Annotated in this window: 12 protein-coding genes; 4 read left to right on the top strand and 8 right to left on the bottom strand. The window is 52.2% G+C overall.

Annotation, left to right across the window (positions count from 1 at the left end; genetic code table 11):
• Positions 1-24 precede the first annotated feature (24 nt).
• Positions 25-1224 (top strand): M20/M25/M40 family metallo-hydrolase, encoded by a 1200-nt coding sequence (locus tag Pr1d_RS13050; protein ID WP_148073943.1) that lies wholly within the window; start codon positions 25-27, stop codon positions 1222-1224.
• A 6-nt stretch (positions 1225-1230) separates the two neighbouring features.
• Complete coding sequence (gene glsA / locus Pr1d_RS13045; RefSeq protein WP_148073942.1) at positions 1231-2223, top strand: glutaminase A; 993 nt, start codon at positions 1231-1233, stop codon at positions 2221-2223.
• 29 nt (positions 2224-2252) lie between these two features.
• Here glsA and Pr1d_RS13040 read toward each other — a convergent pair whose 3' ends face one another.
• The 3 genes from Pr1d_RS13040 to Pr1d_RS13030 form a co-directional block, all read right to left on the bottom strand.
• Entirely contained in the window at positions 2253-3563 is a 1311-nt protein-coding gene (locus tag Pr1d_RS13040; RefSeq protein ID WP_148073941.1) for a threonine/serine exporter family protein, read from the bottom strand.
• An 18-nt stretch (positions 3564-3581) separates the two neighbouring features.
• Positions 3582-5117, bottom strand: a complete 1536-nt coding sequence (locus tag Pr1d_RS13035; RefSeq protein WP_148073940.1) for an AbgT family transporter — start codon at positions 5115-5117, stop codon at positions 3582-3584.
• A 157-nt stretch (positions 5118-5274) separates the two neighbouring features.
• Positions 5275-6921, bottom strand: coding sequence for an alpha/beta hydrolase (locus tag Pr1d_RS13030; RefSeq protein WP_210417698.1), 1647 nt, complete (start codon positions 6919-6921; stop codon positions 5275-5277).
• 594 nt (positions 6922-7515) lie between these two features.
• Here Pr1d_RS13030 and Pr1d_RS13025 point away from each other — a divergent pair.
• Together Pr1d_RS13025 and Pr1d_RS13020 are read left to right on the top strand one after the other, a co-directional pair.
• Positions 7516-8718 (top strand): ISH3 family transposase, encoded by a 1203-nt coding sequence (locus tag Pr1d_RS13025; RefSeq protein WP_148073938.1) that lies wholly within the window; start codon positions 7516-7518, stop codon positions 8716-8718.
• 438 nt (positions 8719-9156) lie between these two features.
• Positions 9157-9369: an IS30 family transposase gene (locus tag Pr1d_RS13020; protein ID WP_148073937.1), complete on the top strand. Its 213-nt coding sequence runs from the start codon at positions 9157-9159 to the stop codon at positions 9367-9369.
• 97 nt (positions 9370-9466) lie between these two features.
• Here Pr1d_RS13020 and Pr1d_RS13015 read toward each other — a convergent pair whose 3' ends face one another.
• The 5 genes from Pr1d_RS13015 to Pr1d_RS12995 form a co-directional block, all read right to left on the bottom strand.
• Positions 9467-11419 carry a PQQ-dependent sugar dehydrogenase gene (locus tag Pr1d_RS13015; protein WP_148073936.1) on the bottom strand — a complete coding sequence of 651 codons (1953 nt, stop codon included), beginning with the start codon at positions 11417-11419 and terminating at the stop codon, positions 9467-9469.
• 155 nt (positions 11420-11574) lie between these two features.
• Positions 11575-12567 (bottom strand): PEP-CTERM sorting domain-containing protein, encoded by a 993-nt coding sequence (locus tag Pr1d_RS13010; protein ID WP_148073935.1) that lies wholly within the window; start codon positions 12565-12567, stop codon positions 11575-11577.
• An 870-nt stretch (positions 12568-13437) separates the two neighbouring features.
• Positions 13438-16182, bottom strand: coding sequence for a glycosyl hydrolase (locus Pr1d_RS13005; RefSeq protein ID WP_168205214.1), 2745 nt, complete (start codon positions 16180-16182; stop codon positions 13438-13440).
• Positions 16183-16202: 20 nt separating this feature from the next.
• Complete coding sequence (locus Pr1d_RS13000) at positions 16203-19460, bottom strand: autotransporter-associated beta strand repeat-containing protein (RefSeq protein WP_168205213.1); 3258 nt, start codon at positions 19458-19460, stop codon at positions 16203-16205.
• 14 nt (positions 19461-19474) lie between these two features.
• The gene (locus Pr1d_RS12995; protein ID WP_148073932.1) at positions 19475-20557 is read right to left on the bottom strand and encodes a rhamnogalacturonan acetylesterase; all 1083 of its coding nucleotides are present in this window, start codon (positions 20555-20557) and stop codon (positions 19475-19477) included.
• Positions 20558-20607: the final 50 nt, after the last annotated feature.

Below are 20607 nucleotides of genomic sequence, written 5' to 3'. Positions count from 1 at the left end.
TTTAATTTCGAAAGGTACCAGACCATGAGTAACGATGTCCCCAATATCGATGTGAAAGCGGCTGAAGAACATCTAATGCGGTTTCTCTCAGTAGAAGGTGTCACAGGAGAAGAGGCTGCGATTGCAGAAGCGGTCTCCGAGGAGCTGAAAAAAATCGGCGTGCCTGCTTCGGCGATCAGGTACGATTCGGTGAACGAGCGAATTCCTTTGCCAACTCAAACTGGCAATTTGTGGGTTGATTTACCTGGAACTCGTAAGGGTCCGCGGCTTTTGTTTTCAACGCATCTCGATACAGTTCCCCTCTGTGCCGGTGCCAAGCCGAAACGCGAGGGGGATCGCATCGTTTCTGATGGAACAACCGCATTAGGGGGTGACAACCGAACTGGTTGCGCCGTCTTAGTAACGATGGTCGAGACGCTTCTCAAGAACAACTTGCCCCATCCGCCGATCACACTTCTCTTCACGGTTCGCGAAGAGAGCGGACTGCATGGGGCTCGTGAACTCGACCCTGCTGATCTGAACGGTGCAGTCATGTGTTTCAACGTCGACGGCAAATTGGCTTCTGAGCTGATCACTGGCGCGGTGGGTCAAGAGAATTGGGAAGTCGAGATCAAAGGAAAGGCGTCCCATGCCGGTGTGGCACCAGACAAAGGGATTTCGGCCACGCTTGTCGCCTCTTTGGCACTCGCGGAAGCCCACCGTGGCGGATGGTTTGGCAAAGTCGTCAAGCCAGACGGCAACGGCACCAGCAACCCCGGTGTCTTTGGCGGGAAAGATGGCAAAGCAGCTGGCGACGCTACTAACGTCGTGACGGACTACGTGCATATTGTCGGAGAGGCGCGAAGCCCCGATGTTGCATTCGCGACGAAGATTGCGGCAGGCTATCGAGAAGCGTTTGCGAAAGCTCAGGCCGAGGTAACCGACGTGGATGGCGAAACGGCTGAGGTGAATTTCGTTAGCAAACCTTCCTATCCTTCGTTTGAAGTGAAGGATGACGCCCCAGCGGTAAAGCACGCCAATCGAGCTGTGGAAATGATCGGTCTAGAGCCTGTTACCTTGTTCTCCAACGGCGGACTCGATGCCAACTGGCTCGACAAGCATGGCGTGCCGACGGTGACTATCGGTGCAGGGCAGTATGAGATTCACACAATCAAGGAATACATCGACCTGCCCGAGTTCGCCCAAGGATGTCGCCTGGCAGTGGCCCTGGCGACCCTGGAATAGCGATTTATGGCTGGTGATCCTTTGAAAACTTCTGGTTACGTATCGACTGGCCACTTGCCTGCACCCGATGTGGTCCAGGAACTTGTTCAGGAAGCATACCAACAATTCAAAGCAAACTCCGATGGTATGAATTCCCAGGTTTATCCCGCATTGGCTCAGGTGCCAGCCAACCTGTTTGGCATATCTGTGGTGGGAACGAATGGCGATGTTTTTGCGGTTGGGGACTCAGATTACGAATTCACGATAATGAGCGTCTCGAAGCCGTTTGTGATGGCGCTTGTCAGCGAATTTTTGGATCCCGACGAGGTCCGAGAGAAAATCGGCGTGAACGCCACTGGGAGGGCGTTCAACTCGCTTGAAGGAATCGAACGAGGAGACAATGGCCGAACGAATCCGATGGTCAACGCTGGTGCGATCGCCACGACCAGTCTCGCTCCGGGCAAATCGTTCGAAGAGAAGTGGCGGTTTATTCATGAAGGATTGTCGCGATTTGCGGGCCGCACGCTATCGATAAACGACGAAGTGTATATCTCGGCATCGAAGACGAATTACCGCAACCAGTCCATCGCCCGTATGCTGCAAAGTTTCGGGCGAATCTACATGGATCCCGTCGAAGCGGTCGAACTTTACACAAAACAGTGCGCGCTAAATGTTTCGGCAAGAGACCTGGCAGTGATGAGCGCCACGTTGGCGGATGGAGGGGTCAACCCAGTCACGAAGCAGAGGGTAGTCGATCCGATGGTCTGTCACTATGCACTGGCTGTCATGGCAACCGCTGGATTGTACGAAACTTCGGGAGATTGGCTCTACGAGATTGGTTTGCCAGGGAAGAGCGGCATCGGCGGAGGAATCGCCACGGTCTCACCTGGAAAAGGCGGACTAGGAACTTTTGCCCCGCCGCTGGACAAAGCAGGCAATAGTGTCAAAGGCCAACTTGTGGCCAAGTTTCTCTCACAGCAATTAGGCATGGATCTTTTCGTATCCAAGCCTGAGGTCTAGCCTACTCAAGACACGATAGAGTTGCCAAACTAAGGCCGCTTGTTTTTTTGCCATAAGCTTCGACTGGCTCGCCCAATTTGAAATTGCCACCAGCCTAAGGTATCTGACAGCCATTTGTAGAGTGACGCGCCGATCAAAGTTCCCAGTGCGATGGAGACGATGGCAAACAGGGCCGTTACGAGTCCGTCGATGCCAGCCTCCCGATCGCTCAGCATGGTTTTCACACTCACCAGGCTTAGTGCTCCTGGGACAAGAATCCAGAAACTTGGGAGAAACGTAACCATCGCCGGGGGGCCTTTAAAGCGGAATTGAATCAGATAGCTGAGTGGGGTTACGACCATCATGCCAAAAAATCCACTCGCTGTTGTGCCGACCAATGTTGCGGTGTAATGCTGTGTCGCAAAAGCCACGAGCATGACCAGCAGCATCCATGGCAACGAACCTGGAGGTGCTGAAAAGTGCAGGTAGACGCCGAGTCCAAATACGGAAACACCCAACCAACCGGCCCACCAGAGGTCTGGATCTTCTAACGTGGTTTGAGTTACATCGACTAGATCGGCAGCGGTGTAACCCACAATCACGGCCCCTGCGACGAGTCCAATAACCAAGAGAAGCAGTTGCACGAAACCAGTGATTAATCGGCTTGATCCGCTGACCATGTCTCCAAAGGCCAACTCCACCATCCCAAGCGTAAGTCGGGCACCAGGGAGGAATGTGACTAGCGGAGGAATCAAGACGTACAAAGGATCAATCTTGTATTCCCATTGGATTGCCAAGAAAACAAGTGTAGATACCACGCCTGCAGCCACGACAGGCAGAGGAACAGACAACACAGATTGCCCGTGATGAAAACTCTTTAATGCTCCCACGATGGCACCAAGAAGTGCGGCGGCTGCCAGATTTGGCAGCGCGGTCGTTAGCACCATCGCCAATCCAACTGATAGGACAATATGTCCCGCTATTGCACCAGCGATGCCAAAGCGAGCGGGCTCCTGAAGTATTGCTTGGAGGTGCTTCAGTCCTTCCTCAGGGTCCACATCGCCTCTCTCCGCTGCCTCTCCAATCTTGTAAACCTCGCCGATCTGATCCAATCGCAAGTTTTTCGTAGGTCCTTCTGCGAGCGTGATGTGTTCCTTTTCTCCATCGTACAGGCTGAGAAAGAGAGCCGTCGGAAATGCAATAACTTTCGATTTCTCTGCGCCATAAGCGTTCGCGGAGCCTCGGAGGATCATCTCCACGATCGCCGTCTGTTCGCCACATGCCAAATGAGCCTGGCCCAACTGAGATAAGAACTCCAATAGGGGGAACATTTTGACAGAGGATGATTTTTCATTCGCCATCAGCAAAGGTACCTGTCATCAGGTCCCAAAGGGAAGATTCAGCCAATACCAAACAAAGAACAGGAGCACCCAAGTTACCGCAGTTGCTGCGGCATAGGGCAGCATCATCGCCACGACGGTTCCGACGCCGGCGTCGTGCTGCCAACGACGCGCGAAACCAACCACGAGCGCGAAATGGGGTAGCAGAGGGTTGATGACATTGGGTGGCGAATCACTCACGCGATATGCTGCCAAAACGACGTCGGGATCAATGCCGAGCTTTAAAAACAGCGGTACAAATACCGGGGCGAGGATCGCCCATTTTGGCAATATGTTGGGGACCGGAATACTCATGACTAAACCAATGAAGAGAAATGCTAGTAGCAGGGCTGTGCTGCCAAGGTTGGCTTCTCCTAGGCCATCGGCCAGTTTCACCGCTAGAACGGTTCCCAGATTCGTATAAGTGAAATAGGCCACGAATTGCCCGATCACAAAGAACAGGAAGAGGAGCCCCGCCAGATCGGCAAACGTTTTCGTGATCGCGTCAAAAGCACTATCGGCCGATTGGATTGTTTTCGCACCCATTCCGTAGGCGATGCCAGTGACCAAGAAGACCAACATGATCAAAAAAACCAAACTGTTCATGAATGGCGAATCACCGATGATCGTGCCGGTCTCCGGATTTCGCAGCGGCGCACTTGACGGAAGAGTTAGTAGTAAGATTACCACTACGAACCCAAGCAGTGACCAAAAGGCGTATTGGAGGCCGCGTGATTCTTCGGAGGAGAGAGCTTGGCTATCGGGAGATGGGGAATCCCCTTCGTACTTGCCAAGCCGTGGTTCCACAATCCAGCTCGAGATGAATGTGCAGACCACGATCAACAAGAGGCTTGACGCTATGCCGAAGTAGAAGTTGGCCGTCAGGTCAATCGACCGGGAAGGATCGACGATATGGATAGAATCGTTAGTCATTTCGGCCAGGATGCCGTCGATAGGTTTGACAAGGAAGTTTGCACCGAATGCAGCGGCCACTCCCGCAAACGCAGCGGCCAATCCTGCCAGCGGATGTCGCCCCAGGCTATGAAAGGCGACCGCACCCAAGGGAATGAGCACCAAGTATCCAGCATCACTAGCAATGCTTGAGAGCACACCGAGAGTCACTAGGATGGCAGTCATGGACTGCGGTGGGGCGACCATGACGATCTTTCGAATCAACGCCCCGATCAGTCCCGACCTTTCGGCCAGTCCGACACCGATCATCGCAACCATGATGATCCCGACTGGACCGAAGTTGATGAAATTTGACACGACCGAAGTGAAGATGAATCGAATCCCATCGGCGGAAAGCAGGCTTCTTATGGAGGTGGTCGCTTGCTCTATTTCATGGGTTTCGGGATTGATCCGCTGGTAGGAAACGCTGACTCCCATCCACTGAAACAAAACCGAAAGCAATGTGACAAGCAGGATCAACGTGAGAAAAAGTACGGCGGGATGAGGCACCTTGTTCCCTCCCCACTCAATCGCATCCAATATCCTCTGAAAGAGCCCTCGAGGCTCCGCCTGAGTCTTAGCCATGAACCATTCCTCTTAATATCGAATGACCTGAACTTCTCTATAAAACTCACCTATCTTAGAGGAAGTGTGCTCCAGCCTGATAGAGGACTTTTGGCAGAACTTTCGAGTCCAATCGAAACCATTAGGTTCATCAATTAAATGGAATGGACAACTCGCGTCATTCGGCAAATAACTTCTTCAACCGAGCAGTGTCTTCGTTGTCCCATTCTTCGGGGGCCGTTACGGCGAACCATGCATCGATATAGCTCGCGGGTGCAAAGTTGTGTCCATAGCCGTGCGGGGTCGTCGTTGCCATGGGGATATCGAAAGCTATTTGCAGGAATGTTATGATCGGATACCACCGTAGATATGGTGAGACATCGGGTCCGCGCTCGCCGACCAGCCAACTTGGCTTTCGGTACACCAAATCAGGTGAGAAGAAAGTCATCGGATCGCTCGCATGTTGTATGTACACACACCGCATTGGACCCCAACGCTTACCCCAGCGATCCAAGGCATTTTCGCGGGCCGTGAAGCGTACCATCGACCCATCGCGAAAGGTGGGAAGCCAACTAGGCGAGTCGGCGTTTCGATCGCGCGTAATCTGATCCCAAACGGTACTGGGAAAAGGAGGGCCACTCCACACAGCGCCTTGAATCGGATCTTCAAAAACTGTGAAGAGATCGGCGCTAGTTTCTGACCCTAGTGATCCTAAGCTCAGTCCTTGTAAATAGAGTTCTGGTCTGTCGTCATGAGGAAGAGCGGTCCAGTAAGAATAGATCTCCTCAAAAATCGCTCGTCCCGCAACACGTGAGCGTTGCGGGTCTACCAGGATAGTGATCCAACTGGGAAGATAAGAATACTGAATGCAAGCAATCGCTGTGTCCCCGTCATGAAGAAATTCTACCGTATCGACCGCGCCCGGATCGAGCCATCCGGTTCCGGTCGGCGTGGCAACGATCAAAATCGATCTTTTGAACGCTCCAACGCGAATAAGCTCATCAAGTGCCAGCTTGGCTCGTTCCTCTGGTGTTTCCTTCGTACGAACACCCACGTAAACTCGTAGCGGTCTTTTTGCTGTTTTTCCTGTGAACTCACTAATTTGTTCCTGTGTGGGTCCAGTAGTGATAAAGCGCTTTCCTTGCCGTCCAATCGAATCCCAATCAATTAGCGACTCGGTGCTTCCAGAGGCGAGCGCATCAACTGGCGCCTCGATCGCTTCCTCTACGTATTCATCAAGTTGAAGGAAAGCGTTGTCCACAACATCCAACGCCCACTTGGCAATGACTTTATTGGCCACCAATAGCACGAATATAGCAATGGCAATTGTCGTGAGGACGTATGAAACGCGCCGTGGCACCACGCGATTCACTTGGGCGTGCAAGTAAAGCCAGCCTCTTCGCAAACCGCGGATTGCCAGGATTAGGATCACGGCCGTCACACATGCGATCAGGGCAACCCGCCAAGGATATGCCGTCGCCACGGGATTCATTTCCATGAGTTGACGGATCGAGTTTTGCCAAATCGTCGCGCGCCAGAGAAAGAGAATTGCAACCACGGCGACTCCAGCCACTGTAAGTTGCTTACTCAAGCGATCGAGCGTGGCATTCGGTCGAGGGAGTTCGAGATAACCCCAAAGCCAAACAAAAAAAACTCCCATGCCATAACCGACAGTAAGTGCTAGCCCCGAGAGCAAACCTTGTACGGCAAATTGTCGCGGCAAAAGCGAGGGAGTTAGCGACGCTGCAAAGAAAAAAGTCGCAACAACCAATCCCCAGAAGGAAAAAGCAGAGAAGCAACTCTGAAGGAAAGGCCTAATATTCAACGATAATCTCCAGAGATGTTTCAAGACGAGAACCGAGAAAGAAGAACACTTGGCGACGACCTCGAGGTTATGAGCCTCCCACCACTAATCGAGCTAAGACACTCACACGTAAGCAGTTAGAGCATTTTACTACTTCTTTGGCCCATGGCAATTGCTTGCTTGTACTGGCTGACCTTCGAGAATCGAGGCCAACCGCAGCTGTTCAGAAAGCTCGTCACCTGGGTTTCCTCGCACTTTTTGCCAGAAAGCCTACTGCATGTCAAACTGATTCTCTCCGTTGCTTTTCCTGTTGGCAGCTTCTTCGGAAGACGACCTCCGTCGCCAGATTGAGTTCTTGAAGGCCGAAAACGAGATGCTGCGTAAACGAGTACTTAGGTGAGTGATGCAGTTCAGGCGAACGCATTTCTTAAAGTCGGCTTTCACTTCATAACAAAGCGCTTACTCGATGTTGGTGCGTGCGAACATCGCATTTTTCGCCTTAGAACGTGTTTTGAAATTCAGTAGTTCCCAATACGCAAGATTTCTAAAGGTGAACGCAAGGTCCCTCAGGACAATGGTTTTTGTCAAATCAAATCATTCTCCAAGGAGGGAGCCATGCGTTCACAACAGGATTATATCGTTACCAAGAATGAAGTACACGGCTATGCCAACGATTGGCTGGCTAGGTCTTTGAAGTTGGAGTACAAAGGGACTAAATGCACTGCCAGCACGTTATTCGAGATTCTGTTGATCGCAGCGGCGCGGATGACCAGCGTTTTCGCTGTGTGTCGCGACTTGGCCGATGCACCGTGCGACCAAACGATTCGCAATGCGCTCGACTCATCGCTCCCCGATATCTCCGAACTGGAGCGTCGACTGAATCGCTCGCTGGTAACCGAACTTCCCAAAGCCCTGTTTCGCAAGCGGCGGAGAATAGCCGTCGATCTAACGTTGATTCCCTATCACGGTCAGCCACTGGAGCACGAAAAGGAAATCTATCGCAGCGCACCCAAGAGTGGCACAACACACTTTCATGCCTACGCGACCGTGGCGGTGGTCCACAAAGGCCATCGTTATACACTCGCTTTGACCCCTGTGGAGCATGGCGAGAAGCTCAAGGCAGTGCTCCAGCGGCTGCTGGTCATCGTTCGTCGTCGGCAGGTGAAAATACGATTTCTCCTGCTAGACAAGGAGTTTTTCAACGTCGAGGTGATGTCTTACTTGAAGCGTGCTGGGCACGGTTTCATTATTCCAGCGGTCGTGCGGGGTCGCAAACCGAAGCGTGGCAAGCAGGCGACGGGTCTGCGTGCGATCCAAAAGAAGAAGAACGGTTACTATCGTTATCGTCATCAAGGCAAGATCGACGGCAAAACTCGCCGTACCCAGCTCACGATCTGCGTTGCCAGCAAGAGGTATACGCACAAGAAGTCCGGCAAGCGTCGCACCAAGAAGCTGATGTACGCGGTTTGGAAAGTTCGCCTGACCCCCAAAGAGATTCGCGAAACCTACCGCACTCGCTTTGGCATCGAGACCAGCTATCGCCAGATGAACGAAGCGCGGATCAAGACCTGTACCCGGGACCCCGCCTTGCGGCTGCTTTTTGTTGGCATCGCCTTGGTGCTGCGAAACGTTTGGGTCTGGCTGCATTTCAAGATGGCCAAAGGAAAATGGAGCGACCAACCGCAACTATTCCTAAAGTTACTCCGCTTCCGAGAAATGCTGCTCTGGATCAGCCAAGTCGTTGGAAAGCACCTCGGAGCCGACCGCAAGCAAGGCATCGAATATGAAGCCTATCAAAGACTTACAGAAAACTACTGAAGCATGTCGTATTGGGAACTACTGAATATAGTAATTATCACATTCCAGAAAAGTTGAAGTTTGAAGTAATCGCTCCTGGGACCCAAGTGGACCGCTTCTATCCCTATGATGGCTGGAAGTAACACTTCAGCCATCTGAAGAGGTTTTTGGTAGCGGTGGCAGTTGATTAGCAAGTATTAGCACCTTTTAGCATGTATTAGAATTTCCACAGTGCCAAAGAAGTAGTCGAGAATCGATAGCCAATTGTCAGCGAATCTCTGAAGGCAATTGCTTGCTTGTACTGGCTGACCTTCGAGAATCGAGGCCAACCGCAGCTGTTCAGAAAGCTCGTCACCTGGGTTTCCTCGCACTTTTTGCCAGAAAGCCTACTGCATGTCAAACTGATTCTCTCCGTTGCACCATATGGGAAGCGAATCGACAGATGAAAGATCTTCTTGAATGCCTCCGACGGAGCATCAGCGATTTACTCGAAACGTCGTGATGGAGGTTTATCTCTGTGATCCGTACGCTACGTGGCGAAAAGGGGCCAACGAACGCACGTACGGTCTGCTCAAGCAGTTCTTTCCCAAAGGCCCCGATTTCATGCAGGTCAGTCACCGCGAGGTGGCCCGCGTAGAACAAGTACTCAACGAACGTCCAAGAAAGCGATAAGGTTATCTAACACCAACGGAAATCTTTCATGAATACTTGTGTCGCAATTGATTCTTGACATCACCGGTCTTTTAGACGGGATTTTTTTATAAACATCCTAAACCAAGAGAGCATAGTCTGATTTTTGTCTTGCCGCGATGGAAAAGTATACGAAAACTAAAAGAAGAGCTGCAGTTGCCGGTTCGGGAATGGCTTGAGATGCAGTGATATCTCCACCGGTTTCACCGTATTGTAACTGCCATATTTCGAGATCTGAGGTATTGACGATTCCGTCAGAGTTGGCGTCGCCCGATGCGAGTGAACCAGGGGAACCGTAACCTCGCTGCCAAATGAGAAAATCAGATCCATCAATGCAGCCGTCGCCGTCAAAATCGGCATTCGCCTTGGGTCCCACGATCGCCCGAATCATGCCATCCATTTTCGATAAGACGTAAAGTTCTCCATCATCGTCCATGGCCAGCCGCATGTCGGCCCGACCGAATGATCCTGTCACGTTCGCTCCTCCAGGCAAATTGGGGTCCAGACCCCCGCGATCATGATAGGCCGTTTGGATGATTTGATGCATTGGCCCCAGCAAAGCGTTCGAGGGTGAAATCGTGGTATAGAGTTCGGCGCCTGCTTGAGCGTCGTTTGGATTGTCCCAGAGTACATCCAGCGATCCGAACGAAGCGAGCGTACTCGGGTCGCCATCGTCGGCGAGCAGCATTTCTTCAAAGTCTGCGTAAAAGAGTTGCCCCGTCGTAATATCGCCAAATACGTACTTACCTTTGAGCAACGGAACACGACTACCTCGGTAAACAAATCCGCTGGAGATAGCATCACCCTTGAGCGGGTCGCTAGACTCGGCGTGGCCATACTGAATCACCGGGTAGATGGGCGAAACCATGCCGTTGGTTGTCAGGCCATTTATCTGAATCGGAATCTCATCCGGGGTGGGGAGACCGGCGGTTGAGTTGTTAGGTAATAATTGCTGATTACCCTCGCGCTGCGAATACCCGTAGTTAGCACCCTCGTGGACGATGTTCACTTCTTCCCAAGTGTGGAGGCCGATGTCATTGACTAGGATGGAGTCAGACTCTGCGTCCCAGGAGATGCGGTGGGGGTTGCGAAAGCCAAGAGCGTAGATTTCGCCCAACACTCCGGTGGTGGATGTGAAAGGATTGCCGTCGGGGATCCGATACCGGCCATTGCCGCTGACCGTACTTGTATCCGTATGTTCCCCAAGGTCCGGAATGATTCTCAGAATTTTTCCGGTTGGCAGGTCGAGCCTTTGCGGAGTTAAGCGGGCAGAGCCGCTTCGTTCACCGGCACCTCCATCGCCGACCGCCAGATACATAACTCGCCAATCGTCATCGCCGGGCTGCGCGTTGGGGTTAAACACCATATCTCCCATAGGATGGATTCGTGTGTTGTGCTCTATTCGCAACAATTCGCGAGCTGAGCCTTCAAACACCGAATTGGAAATATTCGTATCGGTCCACTCAATCAGCACCGCCTCTCTGGGATTACTGGTACTACCAACAGAAGATATAGGCGATGTTGACGTGTAACCCGAGGTGTCGAGTCCCGGCACGTTCGAGTTGTCGGGGATCTGAGATCCAAAGCCAGTATCCTCAAGATGGATTGTGTAGAAGACACCGTTGTTCTCATAGTCTGGATCAAACTGGAAAGAAACCATGCCGTTGGCATACCCACCGTCATAGGTCATCTTGCCAAACATTCCAGCTGGATTTGATCCAATTGGATCACCATTGAACTGAAGATATGTGGTGAACTGTTTCGTAGTTTTGTCGAGCATGTAGAGCGGACCATTGAGATCGTTGACAAATTGGCGATCTGCATTGCCTGGCTCTGTCCTCATGAAATTGACTCGGGCGAGCGATGCGGCATTGCTGCTACCGCTGACCGAACCAGTGATCGGCAGAATCGCAAAGTCTTCAAGTTCAATGGTTAATTGTGCGATTGCAGATAGTGATGCAGTTATGACGGTACCGAAGATTACAGCAACTCTTAGAGAACAAAAAAATGACACTCGCTGGGGTGTGCTCATCACTAGATATCTCAATCGTGTGTACGCCAAAACCCGTTAGAGTTTCCGGGCGGAATTAGCTTGGAGAGGGACCGTGTTTGCATAAAGATGCCCCGAGGAAGTTTCGAGCGCCCTCCCCGGGGCATAAGTTGTTCACTATAAAAACTCACAGTCACTTAAGCGGAGCGGCGACGACGAATCAACGCCAACCCACCAAGGCCAAGCAGTACCAGGCTGGAGGGCTCGGGCACGGTGACTACTGTACCGGTCATGTCCGCATAAGTAGTACCGACACGAAACTCGTCAAGCGCCAAAACGCCTGTTGGTTGAGGAAAGCCACCTGAAGTACGACCCGCACCTACGAAAGCGCGAACTGCCTCAAGAGCATCCATGTCGTCCGTGTTGTTGGAATCACCAGCAAGGAGTGTGATGTCGGCATCTGCATCGAGAGGCACGACATTTGGATCAGGACTCAGCCATAGACGCATATCGTCCATGCCTGCTAGGTGATCAATGCGAAGGACAGCCCAATGGGTATCGTTCCAAGGGAATGTAGCAGCACCTGGTGTCTCAGGGCCTCCTCCAGCAACACCACCAGCAGGATCATAAGCACCTTCTCGATTGCCGCCACCACCGTCGGGAATAAGCGACCAAGTGTTGTCAGCTGCACTAGAAGAGTTTCCAATTCCCATGAGCTCATCATCAGAAGCTAGACTAGCAAACAAGCTAAAATTCACACCACGAGGATAAGGATTGTCAGGCCATCCGGAAGTATCAGTTGCCCCTTGGCGCTGGGCGATGAAACTAATCCACGTCGTATTCCCGGCACCACCGATCTTTGAAATCGCATAGCTACCAAATGAGCGGGCTGGTTGCGATGTACCCGCAGTTGCGTCAATTAGCAAAGAACCGCCGATTGTGGTTAGTCCAGCAGCTGCTAGGCTCGAACCCTGAATTACTGCAGTGTTCGCAGGAACATTAGAGTCCATGTTCTCACGCCCGGTCCAGTCTCCTCCCCAACCGCCACCACCATTCAAATTGGTGAGCTCTGACGTCGCAGCATAGTCAAAAGGTTCGTAAACCAACAACTCTGCGTCAGCGTGGCGGGTAACACATACCGCCAATGCTATGGCCAAAGCGGCCAACATGCCTTTCTTAAGACAACTCATTAATGTTTCCTCCCAGATGAGAATGAAGAATAGCTCGCAACGGACTCGCCAACGTGACGGGAACTGGGTTCCGAACCTGATGCTACGGGCATCGTAACAACGCCTAAGGGTACTAGCAACTTTCTGAATCTATATGTGCCGCGCTTTTGCAACATATGACACTAAGTTGCGTGCATCCTGAAATGCCGTGCGTGTTTGAGGTAATTTACTTTCTTTCAATGCAAACCACATGGCAGTTCGCGATTCCTTAAGGTCCTGAATAAAAAACATTAGAGTGGGCTTAGTGCTCCCCGTGATTGAGATCGCCAAGACGTGTTTCCGCTCCGACAAAGCGGTTGACGCATAGCGTCAAGTCCTCGGTCTCAGACAGAGATCCGCGGCATAGTTTCCAAAGGTTCCTCACCAGGAGTGAGCAAGAATAAAGGGGCGAATAAAGACAGGAAATGGCCCTTTACCAAGGGGTAGAAACAGTGCGATATCGAACCCTTGCGATTTGGGGTCTCTAAATGTCAAGCGGATGAGTTGATATTATACCGTGCCGTCCTTGAACACATCTTGCCTAAGAACCTCACCGCTGAACTCGCCAGGCGCTCCAGGCATACTGCCGACGGCGTAGTACTCTAGAATTCGTTTCATTTCCTAGCGATGAGCTTCAAACTGTTCCTCGAAAGAGATGTGCTTCCCATCCCTGCTGGCCAAGGGATCTGGCATATCTGTGTGAACCGGCAAATCGCTGGGCCCAGGCAAAGACTAGAGCTGAATTGAAATCGGCGGAACAGGAAATTCGGGAAGTTCTTGAGCTTGCAGAAGAGGATTCGTAACTGTAGTTAAGCGTCGAGCAAATGCAAAGAGAGAGGGCGAATAGTGACTTCACTTGGTAGGCTCGTTGGTAGTTATGAGTGGTGTGAGTGTTACCGGCCCGGCAAGCCCTTGAGGAACTATGGGCCAGTTGGTTGCGTCAAACGGCTTGTAATCGATGTTTACTAGATTGATGTCATCGAAGATCCGCCACTCAACACCTCTCCGATCAAGGTCGCGTATTCGGTTAGCAGCGACTCCTGTTACTTCAATTTCAAGTCGGTTGCCTGTGTCTTGAAGATTGCTGAGTTCCAAGACATACGGTGGGGCTAAGAGCGTGGCGATGTATTTGTCGTTGACAAACACACGTGCACTGCCGTGCACTACTCCTAAGTCGAGCAGTGACCTCCCTTTGCTGTTAGGACAGTCGAGTTCAGTCGAGTACGTTGCCGTACCGGCAAAGTTCTTGGCTGCGTCGTCCGAGACCTCAGTCCAAGCCATTGGGTGAGGAGTTTCAAATTGCTCCGGCAGCTCTGGTCCCCCTGCGATGAATTCCGTTAGCCAGGGCCCGTGAAGCTCGACTGCCTCTCCACTTGCCTTCTGATATGACCACGTTTCGTTGGTAAATGTTTGCTCGGCACTAGCACGAACAAAGATAGTCTGTCCAGAGGCCAACTGCAAATGCACCGCAGAATACCCTGTATTGCCAGAACGCGTTTCTGCGAGACCAATTTTCCCCGAAAGCGGATCCATGAAAATGGCTGAGCTAAAATCGCTACCAATCGATACCCACTCATCGATGCTCGTTTCATTATTGTTCTTAAGATAGTAAATGACATCTCGCTCCCACGACTTGCGCAAAAAGTCGATGCCATGTCGAGTAAGATCTGATTCTGATCGCACCTTCGCTTGTTGGAGAGTTTCGATCAGATCGTCGCCTGCGAAACTCTGACCTTTGGCGATTGCCTCCCGAACTCTTTGGATCGCAATTTTCCATTCTTTATTGTTGATTTTTCCCTTCATCCCAGGGGGACTGTCGGGCAACTCGCCCCAGAAAACCACTTTTGAACCTGCCTCAATGAAATCAACCAGCTTCTTCAAAGTAGCCAACGGCATGAAATGGGTTTGGGGAACGACGACTACGTCATAGTTGCCACCTCGCGTCTGTAGTTGCCCGGCCCCGTCTGGTCTGCTCGTAGCCAGTCCGCGATCAGAGACATAGTCGAATGCGAAGCCATTCTCGTGCAGTATCTTAGCTGCATCTCCGAGAGGCCGACCGTAAAACCAGTCACCTCCATTGTGAACTCGGATTTCCATCCGCAAGCCCTTCGTATTTTGCCAAGCATCGTGAATGGGCCAATAGAGCAAGACATCATTGCTTGGTTTGCTGTTCTGCAACACTGATTGGCAACGAGTCACGTAAGTATTGAGTGTCGAGAAATCTCTCCAAATTGGGTTTTGGGGATTGAGCTGCGTCGAGGCGTAAAACAACCAGCCAGGCCATTCTGCATCCTCTGGGGAATAGGCAGTGCCATGGTAGAAGATGTGATTGACGCCCGCCAAGATTTGCCGATCGATGATTTGCTTCACTTGGGCTAGCGTCGTTTGAAAGTGTTCGTTGAGCCACGTTGCCGACTCCGCCGAAACGAGCGGATGTCCCGCTACGTTTGCAGCCGAAGAGGCAAATTTGAGCACCAACTGATCAGCGTCATCCCCGTGCAAACGACCAAAGCTCTCAGTTTCGGGAATGTCGCAAGCCGCATACAGATCGAGCCAATTTGCTGGAGATCCGTGAGACTGGTTGCGGGACAGTTGGCCGTGTTCGTGGGCCCAATTAACCCACGGCACAACTAAGTTTTCGAGGACCATGTCGGAAAGCGTCTCACGATAGTCGCATTTCACTCGCGCGACCGTGTCGGACTGTCCATCGCCAGCTAAAGCCGGGAGAAACTGTTCGAGCCGATAGCCACGTCGATCGGCAAATTCCTGGAGAAAGTTGGGCTGCCAATCGCCTTCGTATTCGAACGAGTCGTGGAATTGCGCACGAACTCCTGGCAGTCGATCTAGCGTCTTGCCAAATTGCTCAAGGAAATTGCTGACCGATTTCTTGGAATAAGGATTGATATTCAGTCCCTCACCCCCCGGCCCTGGTCGTTTCACGCGATCTCCCGCCCACCGGTATGCAAGCGTGTATACCGTCCAATCACCCTCTGGCGCTTCCCATTGGATTTCATTTGTCGACCCTCGATTAGTGATATCGATTTGTCTGCCTTCGGCATTCTGGGCGATCGCCTTTTGTAAAGTAGATCTGTCGAACGCTCGATGAAATGTCTTCCCTCCGGCGACTTTCGTCTTGTCGAGTTCAAGTCGATTGTTGGCATCTTCTTGGGTTACACCTGGCCCTCCCATTCGCCAGCCGGACCCTGCTGGTAAATCAACCCCCATACCAAGCCGTTTCGCCTCGCTTAACGTATGCTGAACGGCATCGACCCATTCGTCTGAGCGGTACTCACGGTTCCGCTCCTCGTTGCCCTTCACCCCATAAATGCAAGTGATTTCCACTCCTCCCAACCCAACCTTCTGATATTCTTCGAGAAGTCGGGAGAGGTTATTGTCATCAACAGCGGACCCGTGCCACCACCATCGAGTCCAGGGTCGTGAAGTTTGTGTAGCCGTCGGCCAGCTTACTTTATCAGCAATTGGCGTTGAGAGTTCTGTTTCTGCAGCGACAAGCGGCAAGGCTCCGGGGATTGTCGCAATCAGTAGAAAAGCAAGCTTGATCCAACCTGCTCCATGGACGGATATTATTGTTTGCACCAACTGAATGCTTCCTTTGGTTAGAAGAGATATTGGAACACCAATTTTAGTCTGGTAGCTCGGCCTCGGACTGTGGCTAACAATGTGCAAATCAGAAGCACGAGGGAACTTGGCTCAGGGACTACCGATGTGCTGGCAGCCAAAGCCGATCCCGGCGCACCATAGTTACTTTGCCAATCGGCGAGGTTGCCTACCGAAGGATTACGCTGCCAGATAAGAAAGTCGCGGCCATCGACGTCGCCATCGCTATCGAAGTCGCCTGCGATTCCAGCCATGAAGTCCGAAAGCACTACTTGATCATTGAGATAATCATAATCGATCGCAAACGACCCAATTCCATTCACAGTGTTGATACGTGAACCATCAGGTAGGCCCGCAAAAGTATTGATGAGATTTCCAGCCGAAAGAATTGTAAAGTTGTCGCTTGCTTGGGGGATAAAACCATTCATCAATTCGACCGATAGATTTCCGGCCAAAGTGGCTGTAGAACTGACTAGCAAAGTGTTTTGTTCACTACTGCTGAGTTGCATTTCGAGGAAAGAATTGGCTTGCTGAATGTAGTTGCCAGAAATCGTCATGCCTGTACTGGTTCCTAGGAATGTCGTGCCCGCAACAGCCGAATCGAGTTGCGCTGCAGTGAGATTCGTCGTTGACAGTACGAAGGCATCTAACACGGTGCCAATCTCGCGAGCCCCGATAGCAAAGGTCTGGGTTCCAGCCGAAAGATTGTAGTCGATTCCATAATCGAGAAGGGAACCGGCTACGCCGCTAAGCGGTGAAAGTGTTGGCGATACCACAACCCATCGCGAGTCGTCGCCACTATTGTCGGGGCTTTGGACGGGATTAAAGTTGGAAGGGGTTGTTTGCAGCGCGCCAGAATTATTGGAAACATAGAAGCTGTTGTTGCCGCCAGGATGTGTGGCCGTGTCGCCCGTCACACCGGAAACGGTGGGCTCAGCAACCTTAGCAAACAGATACCAAGTGCCCCCGACGGGTAAGTCGACTATTGTCGTAGCCAATCCACTAGCAATTGGGGCAGCCAAACTTTCATTGGCAACCATCACAATTCCTCCAACGTCGAGATCAGCGCCGTTGTACGATCCCCCGTTGCCTGTGCCGTGGCTGGCGTTGTTAAACACAGCCCAATCACTCCCTCGCAACATGCTTTCCGCTTGGATACCGAGCATGTGGGCAGTGACAAAGAACTCACCTCCCTGGGGTCTGAGAACTGACCCGGAGGTCGTAATGAGACTACCAGTGATTTGTCCAGCGCCGCTGATAGTTTGCCCATTACCGGTGGTGTAGCCACCTGGTATGTCATTGACATTCAAGGTAGTTCCTTCATGCAGTTCGAGGGAAGGGGAACTCGACAATGCACTCGATGCACTGGCAGAGAGAGATCCTCCTGCAACCACGGTTGGGCCTGCGAAAGAATTCAATCCAGTAAGTCTAAGGTCTCCTGCTCCCTGTTTGGTGAAAGCACCTGATCCAGTAATCGCACCAGATACGACGCCGGAGTATCCAGCTGTGTCGATCGTACCGCCGGCTGCACCTAGTAGCGTGGGGACCTGGACCGCTGGTGCGCCCGTAGTGCGGAGAAGTCCGCCGTCTAGAAGAAGCGCGGCAGATCCACCGGCACTGGCGATCGTGCCTGTCTGGAGCGTGGCACCGGCTTGCACCGTAAGTGCGCCGGATTGACCAGTCGAAGCGATCAATGTTCGACCAGCCGTAACGGTACCACCGGTGATCGTTATGGAGTTGGCGATAGCCGTGTCGAAGACATCAACGGTTCCACCGCTCACATTGAGCGCCCCTCCCAGATTCAAACGCCGCGCGAAGGCATGACCCGATGCGACACTGAGGTTGCCAGTTGCAAGCGCATCGTCGGCAAGCGTTGGCACACCACCCGTCCAAGTGGCAGGAGTCGTCCAGGTACCGCCAGTAGAAGTGACTGTGGTTCCATCCCCCCCGAGTTCGTTGAGATACTCTTCGAGTTGCGTATATCCTGATGAACTGAGCCCTTTCCAGTCCGCAAAATTAGCGGGGCTAAGTCCATGGGCGGATTCCCAATTGTCGGCGATGCCGTCGTTGTCGGCGTCGGCAAGGCGAGCACGCGGGTTCAAATAGCTGGGATTGGTACCATAGCCGGGGAACTGATCGGGATCGGAATCCCGAATGATAACACCGCCGAGTGTGCCGTAACTGCCAACCTCCTGCATCAGTCGAGTATCGACGGCATCGCGGATGATCGAGACCCCTGCATTATCCATTACATGGGCCACGGCCTGCTGAGCGGTCATCGAAGCAGTGGTAGGGAAGGCATGAGGAGTGGCGACAACGTCCGCGCCTGGATAGCTTGTAATGAGTGTACCGTCGAGTATTCCATCGCGGTCTGGATCGACCCAGTTATCGTTGGCGTAGATGTGGAACGTGGGCGTGCCGCTATTGAACGGGGCGCTACCATCAATTGGACCTTCAATGAAATAGTTGCCCATGACATTAGCGTGGGACGTGCCGGAAGTGTCGCCCATGATATAGCCGGCCGATTCCCAGCCGTAGACGACATTGTTGATAAACTCGTTCTCACCACGGACCTTGGGATTGCGGGTGACGTTGTCTATGAACAGGCTCTTGATGATGCTGAAACGTCTCCCATCGCCGGGCTGCATCAGGCCACCAGTGCTATGGCCGACGACGTCGAGACCTTGGCCAACGATCGAGTTCTGAATCGTAAGGTTGTCGATAATCTGACCGGAATCGGGATTGATGTCGAAAGTGCCGTCCACACCCCAGGTAATCGACATGTGATCAAACATCATGTTTGTACCGCGGACGATTGAAGCAGCATCGGCTCGGCCTTGGCTCGTGCCGAGACGAACTGCCCAATGGCGGCTGACCAAATTGTTGGCACCATGAAAAGCGGCCCGGTTGCCGTACACGGCGAATCCTCCGGGCGCGGTTTGACCAGCGATCGTAATATTACTAGCAAACGTCAGAGGGCTGTTCGGCTGGAGGATCCCACCCACATCAAAGACGACGAAGCGATTCGACTGACTCACTGCATCGCGAAAAGAGCCAGGACCGGAATCATTGAGATTGGTGACATGATAGACGCTGGCCGCTGCGAGATTGGTGCGGGCACCCGAGGCATATCGCCCAAATCCTTCTGCTTCAGGAAACGCCAAAAGTTGAGCACTCACAGAGTTGCCCAACACTCCGGACAAAATCTGCAACATGACCAAGGAATAACATGAATTCAGTAAGACCGCACGGGACATTGTGGAAAAATCTTTCATGGAAAGTAAATTACGGAAGAGGAAAAACTAACAGGGTATGACCGCCGACTCATCGCAGTTAAATTTATCGAATGAGCATCGCTCAAGTACACATCCTGAGTTACTGAGTTAGAAGATTCTTGTTCAGCGCACGGAACACTTGCGCCAGAACCCCAGCCAAAGCCGAGTTCTTGCGAATACATTGTTAAGGGCAATACTTGATCATAGCCGGCAGCTATCATCCCAGAGCCACACTCAAATTTCCAACTCGTTTGCTCAACCTTTGCTGGAGTTCGAGATGGCAAGAGGTATTGTTTCAATGAACAGTCTTGGAGACTCTTAATTCCTTCGACCACACAAGCCGCATTCACCTCGGCACCATCTCGCGTAGTGTGGGTCCAATCTTCCTGGGTAAACAGTTCCTGCCCGACTTTTTTTTCTCCAATTTCTTCGTAACGAAGGGAAACGATCTCGTTGAGATCTATGAAGAGAGCATCTTCCTGCTCGGCGGCCTCAGACGCCCATTTTCCGTAATCGCGATTGGAACGGATCACTCGCCCTGCTTCCCACCGATCGCGTGGCACCAATGAGAGGACAACTGGTGTGGCACCTTTCGCTTTCGCATCAGAGATGTATTTCCTCAAATACCAACCATAGCTGTGAACAGCTTCTTCCTTGCCGGAGATTTCGACCACTCCATTAACGGTTTCCTCGCCATTTCCCTTGATCGAGGCGCGGGGTCGGTTTCCCTTGAATTTGTCACCCCCGTCGTTGTGACCAAACTGCATGAGAACGAAATCACCTGGTCGCAATCGTTCAAGTGACTTTTCCCAAAGTCCTTCGGTCAGATAGGTTCGACTACTGCGACCTCCCAATGCCCGGTTTTCAATCTCAATCCGATCTAGGTCAAAATGATCGGCTAATACTTGGCCCCAGCCCCAAAGGCCTCCTTCGCCCTTACCGCTGCCGTTCTTGACCGTAGAATCTCCGATCAATACCAGCCGCACGCGAGCTGGGTCCTCCGCTTTGAGAAGTCGCGCATGATCGAGTGCCAAGACTACGGTCCAGATGGCAATCAAGGCGCGGGACGGGAATCCCATGGAGTTGAACCTTCGTATCTGGAGGACCGTGTGAGAAAAGCCCTCCGACT

It is taken from the genome of Bythopirellula goksoeyrii (assembly GCF_008065115.1).
GTDB lineage: Bacteria > Planctomycetota > Planctomycetia > Pirellulales > Lacipirellulaceae > Bythopirellula > Bythopirellula goksoeyrii.
This window is presented reverse-complemented; position numbering and strand designations above follow the sequence as displayed.

Coding starts and splice junctions, on each gene's coding strand:
- Pr1d_RS13010 (WP_148073935.1), bottom strand. CDS start 12,567: ATGAGTTGTCTTAAGAAAGGCATGTTGGCCGCTTTGGCCATAGCATTG.
- Pr1d_RS13050 (WP_148073943.1), top strand. CDS start 25: ATGAGTAACGATGTCCCCAATATCGATGTGAAAGCGGCTGAAGAACAT.
- Pr1d_RS13000 (WP_168205213.1), bottom strand. CDS start 19,460: ATGTCCCGTGCGGTCTTACTGAATTCATGTTATTCCTTGGTCATGTTG.
- Pr1d_RS12995 (WP_148073932.1), bottom strand. CDS start 20,557: ATGGGATTCCCGTCCCGCGCCTTGATTGCCATCTGGACCGTAGTCTTG.
- Pr1d_RS13040 (WP_148073941.1), bottom strand. CDS start 3,563: ATGGCGAATGAAAAATCATCCTCTGTCAAAATGTTCCCCCTATTGGAG.
- Pr1d_RS13020 (WP_148073937.1), top strand. CDS start 9,157: ATGCCTCCGACGGAGCATCAGCGATTTACTCGAAACGTCGTGATGGAG.
- Pr1d_RS13025 (WP_148073938.1), top strand. CDS start 7,516: ATGCGTTCACAACAGGATTATATCGTTACCAAGAATGAAGTACACGGC.
- glsA (WP_148073942.1), top strand. CDS start 1,231: ATGGCTGGTGATCCTTTGAAAACTTCTGGTTACGTATCGACTGGCCAC.
- Pr1d_RS13015 (WP_148073936.1), bottom strand. CDS start 11,419: ATGAGCACACCCCAGCGAGTGTCATTTTTTTGTTCTCTAAGAGTTGCT.
- Pr1d_RS13035 (WP_148073940.1), bottom strand. CDS start 5,117: ATGGCTAAGACTCAGGCGGAGCCTCGAGGGCTCTTTCAGAGGATATTG.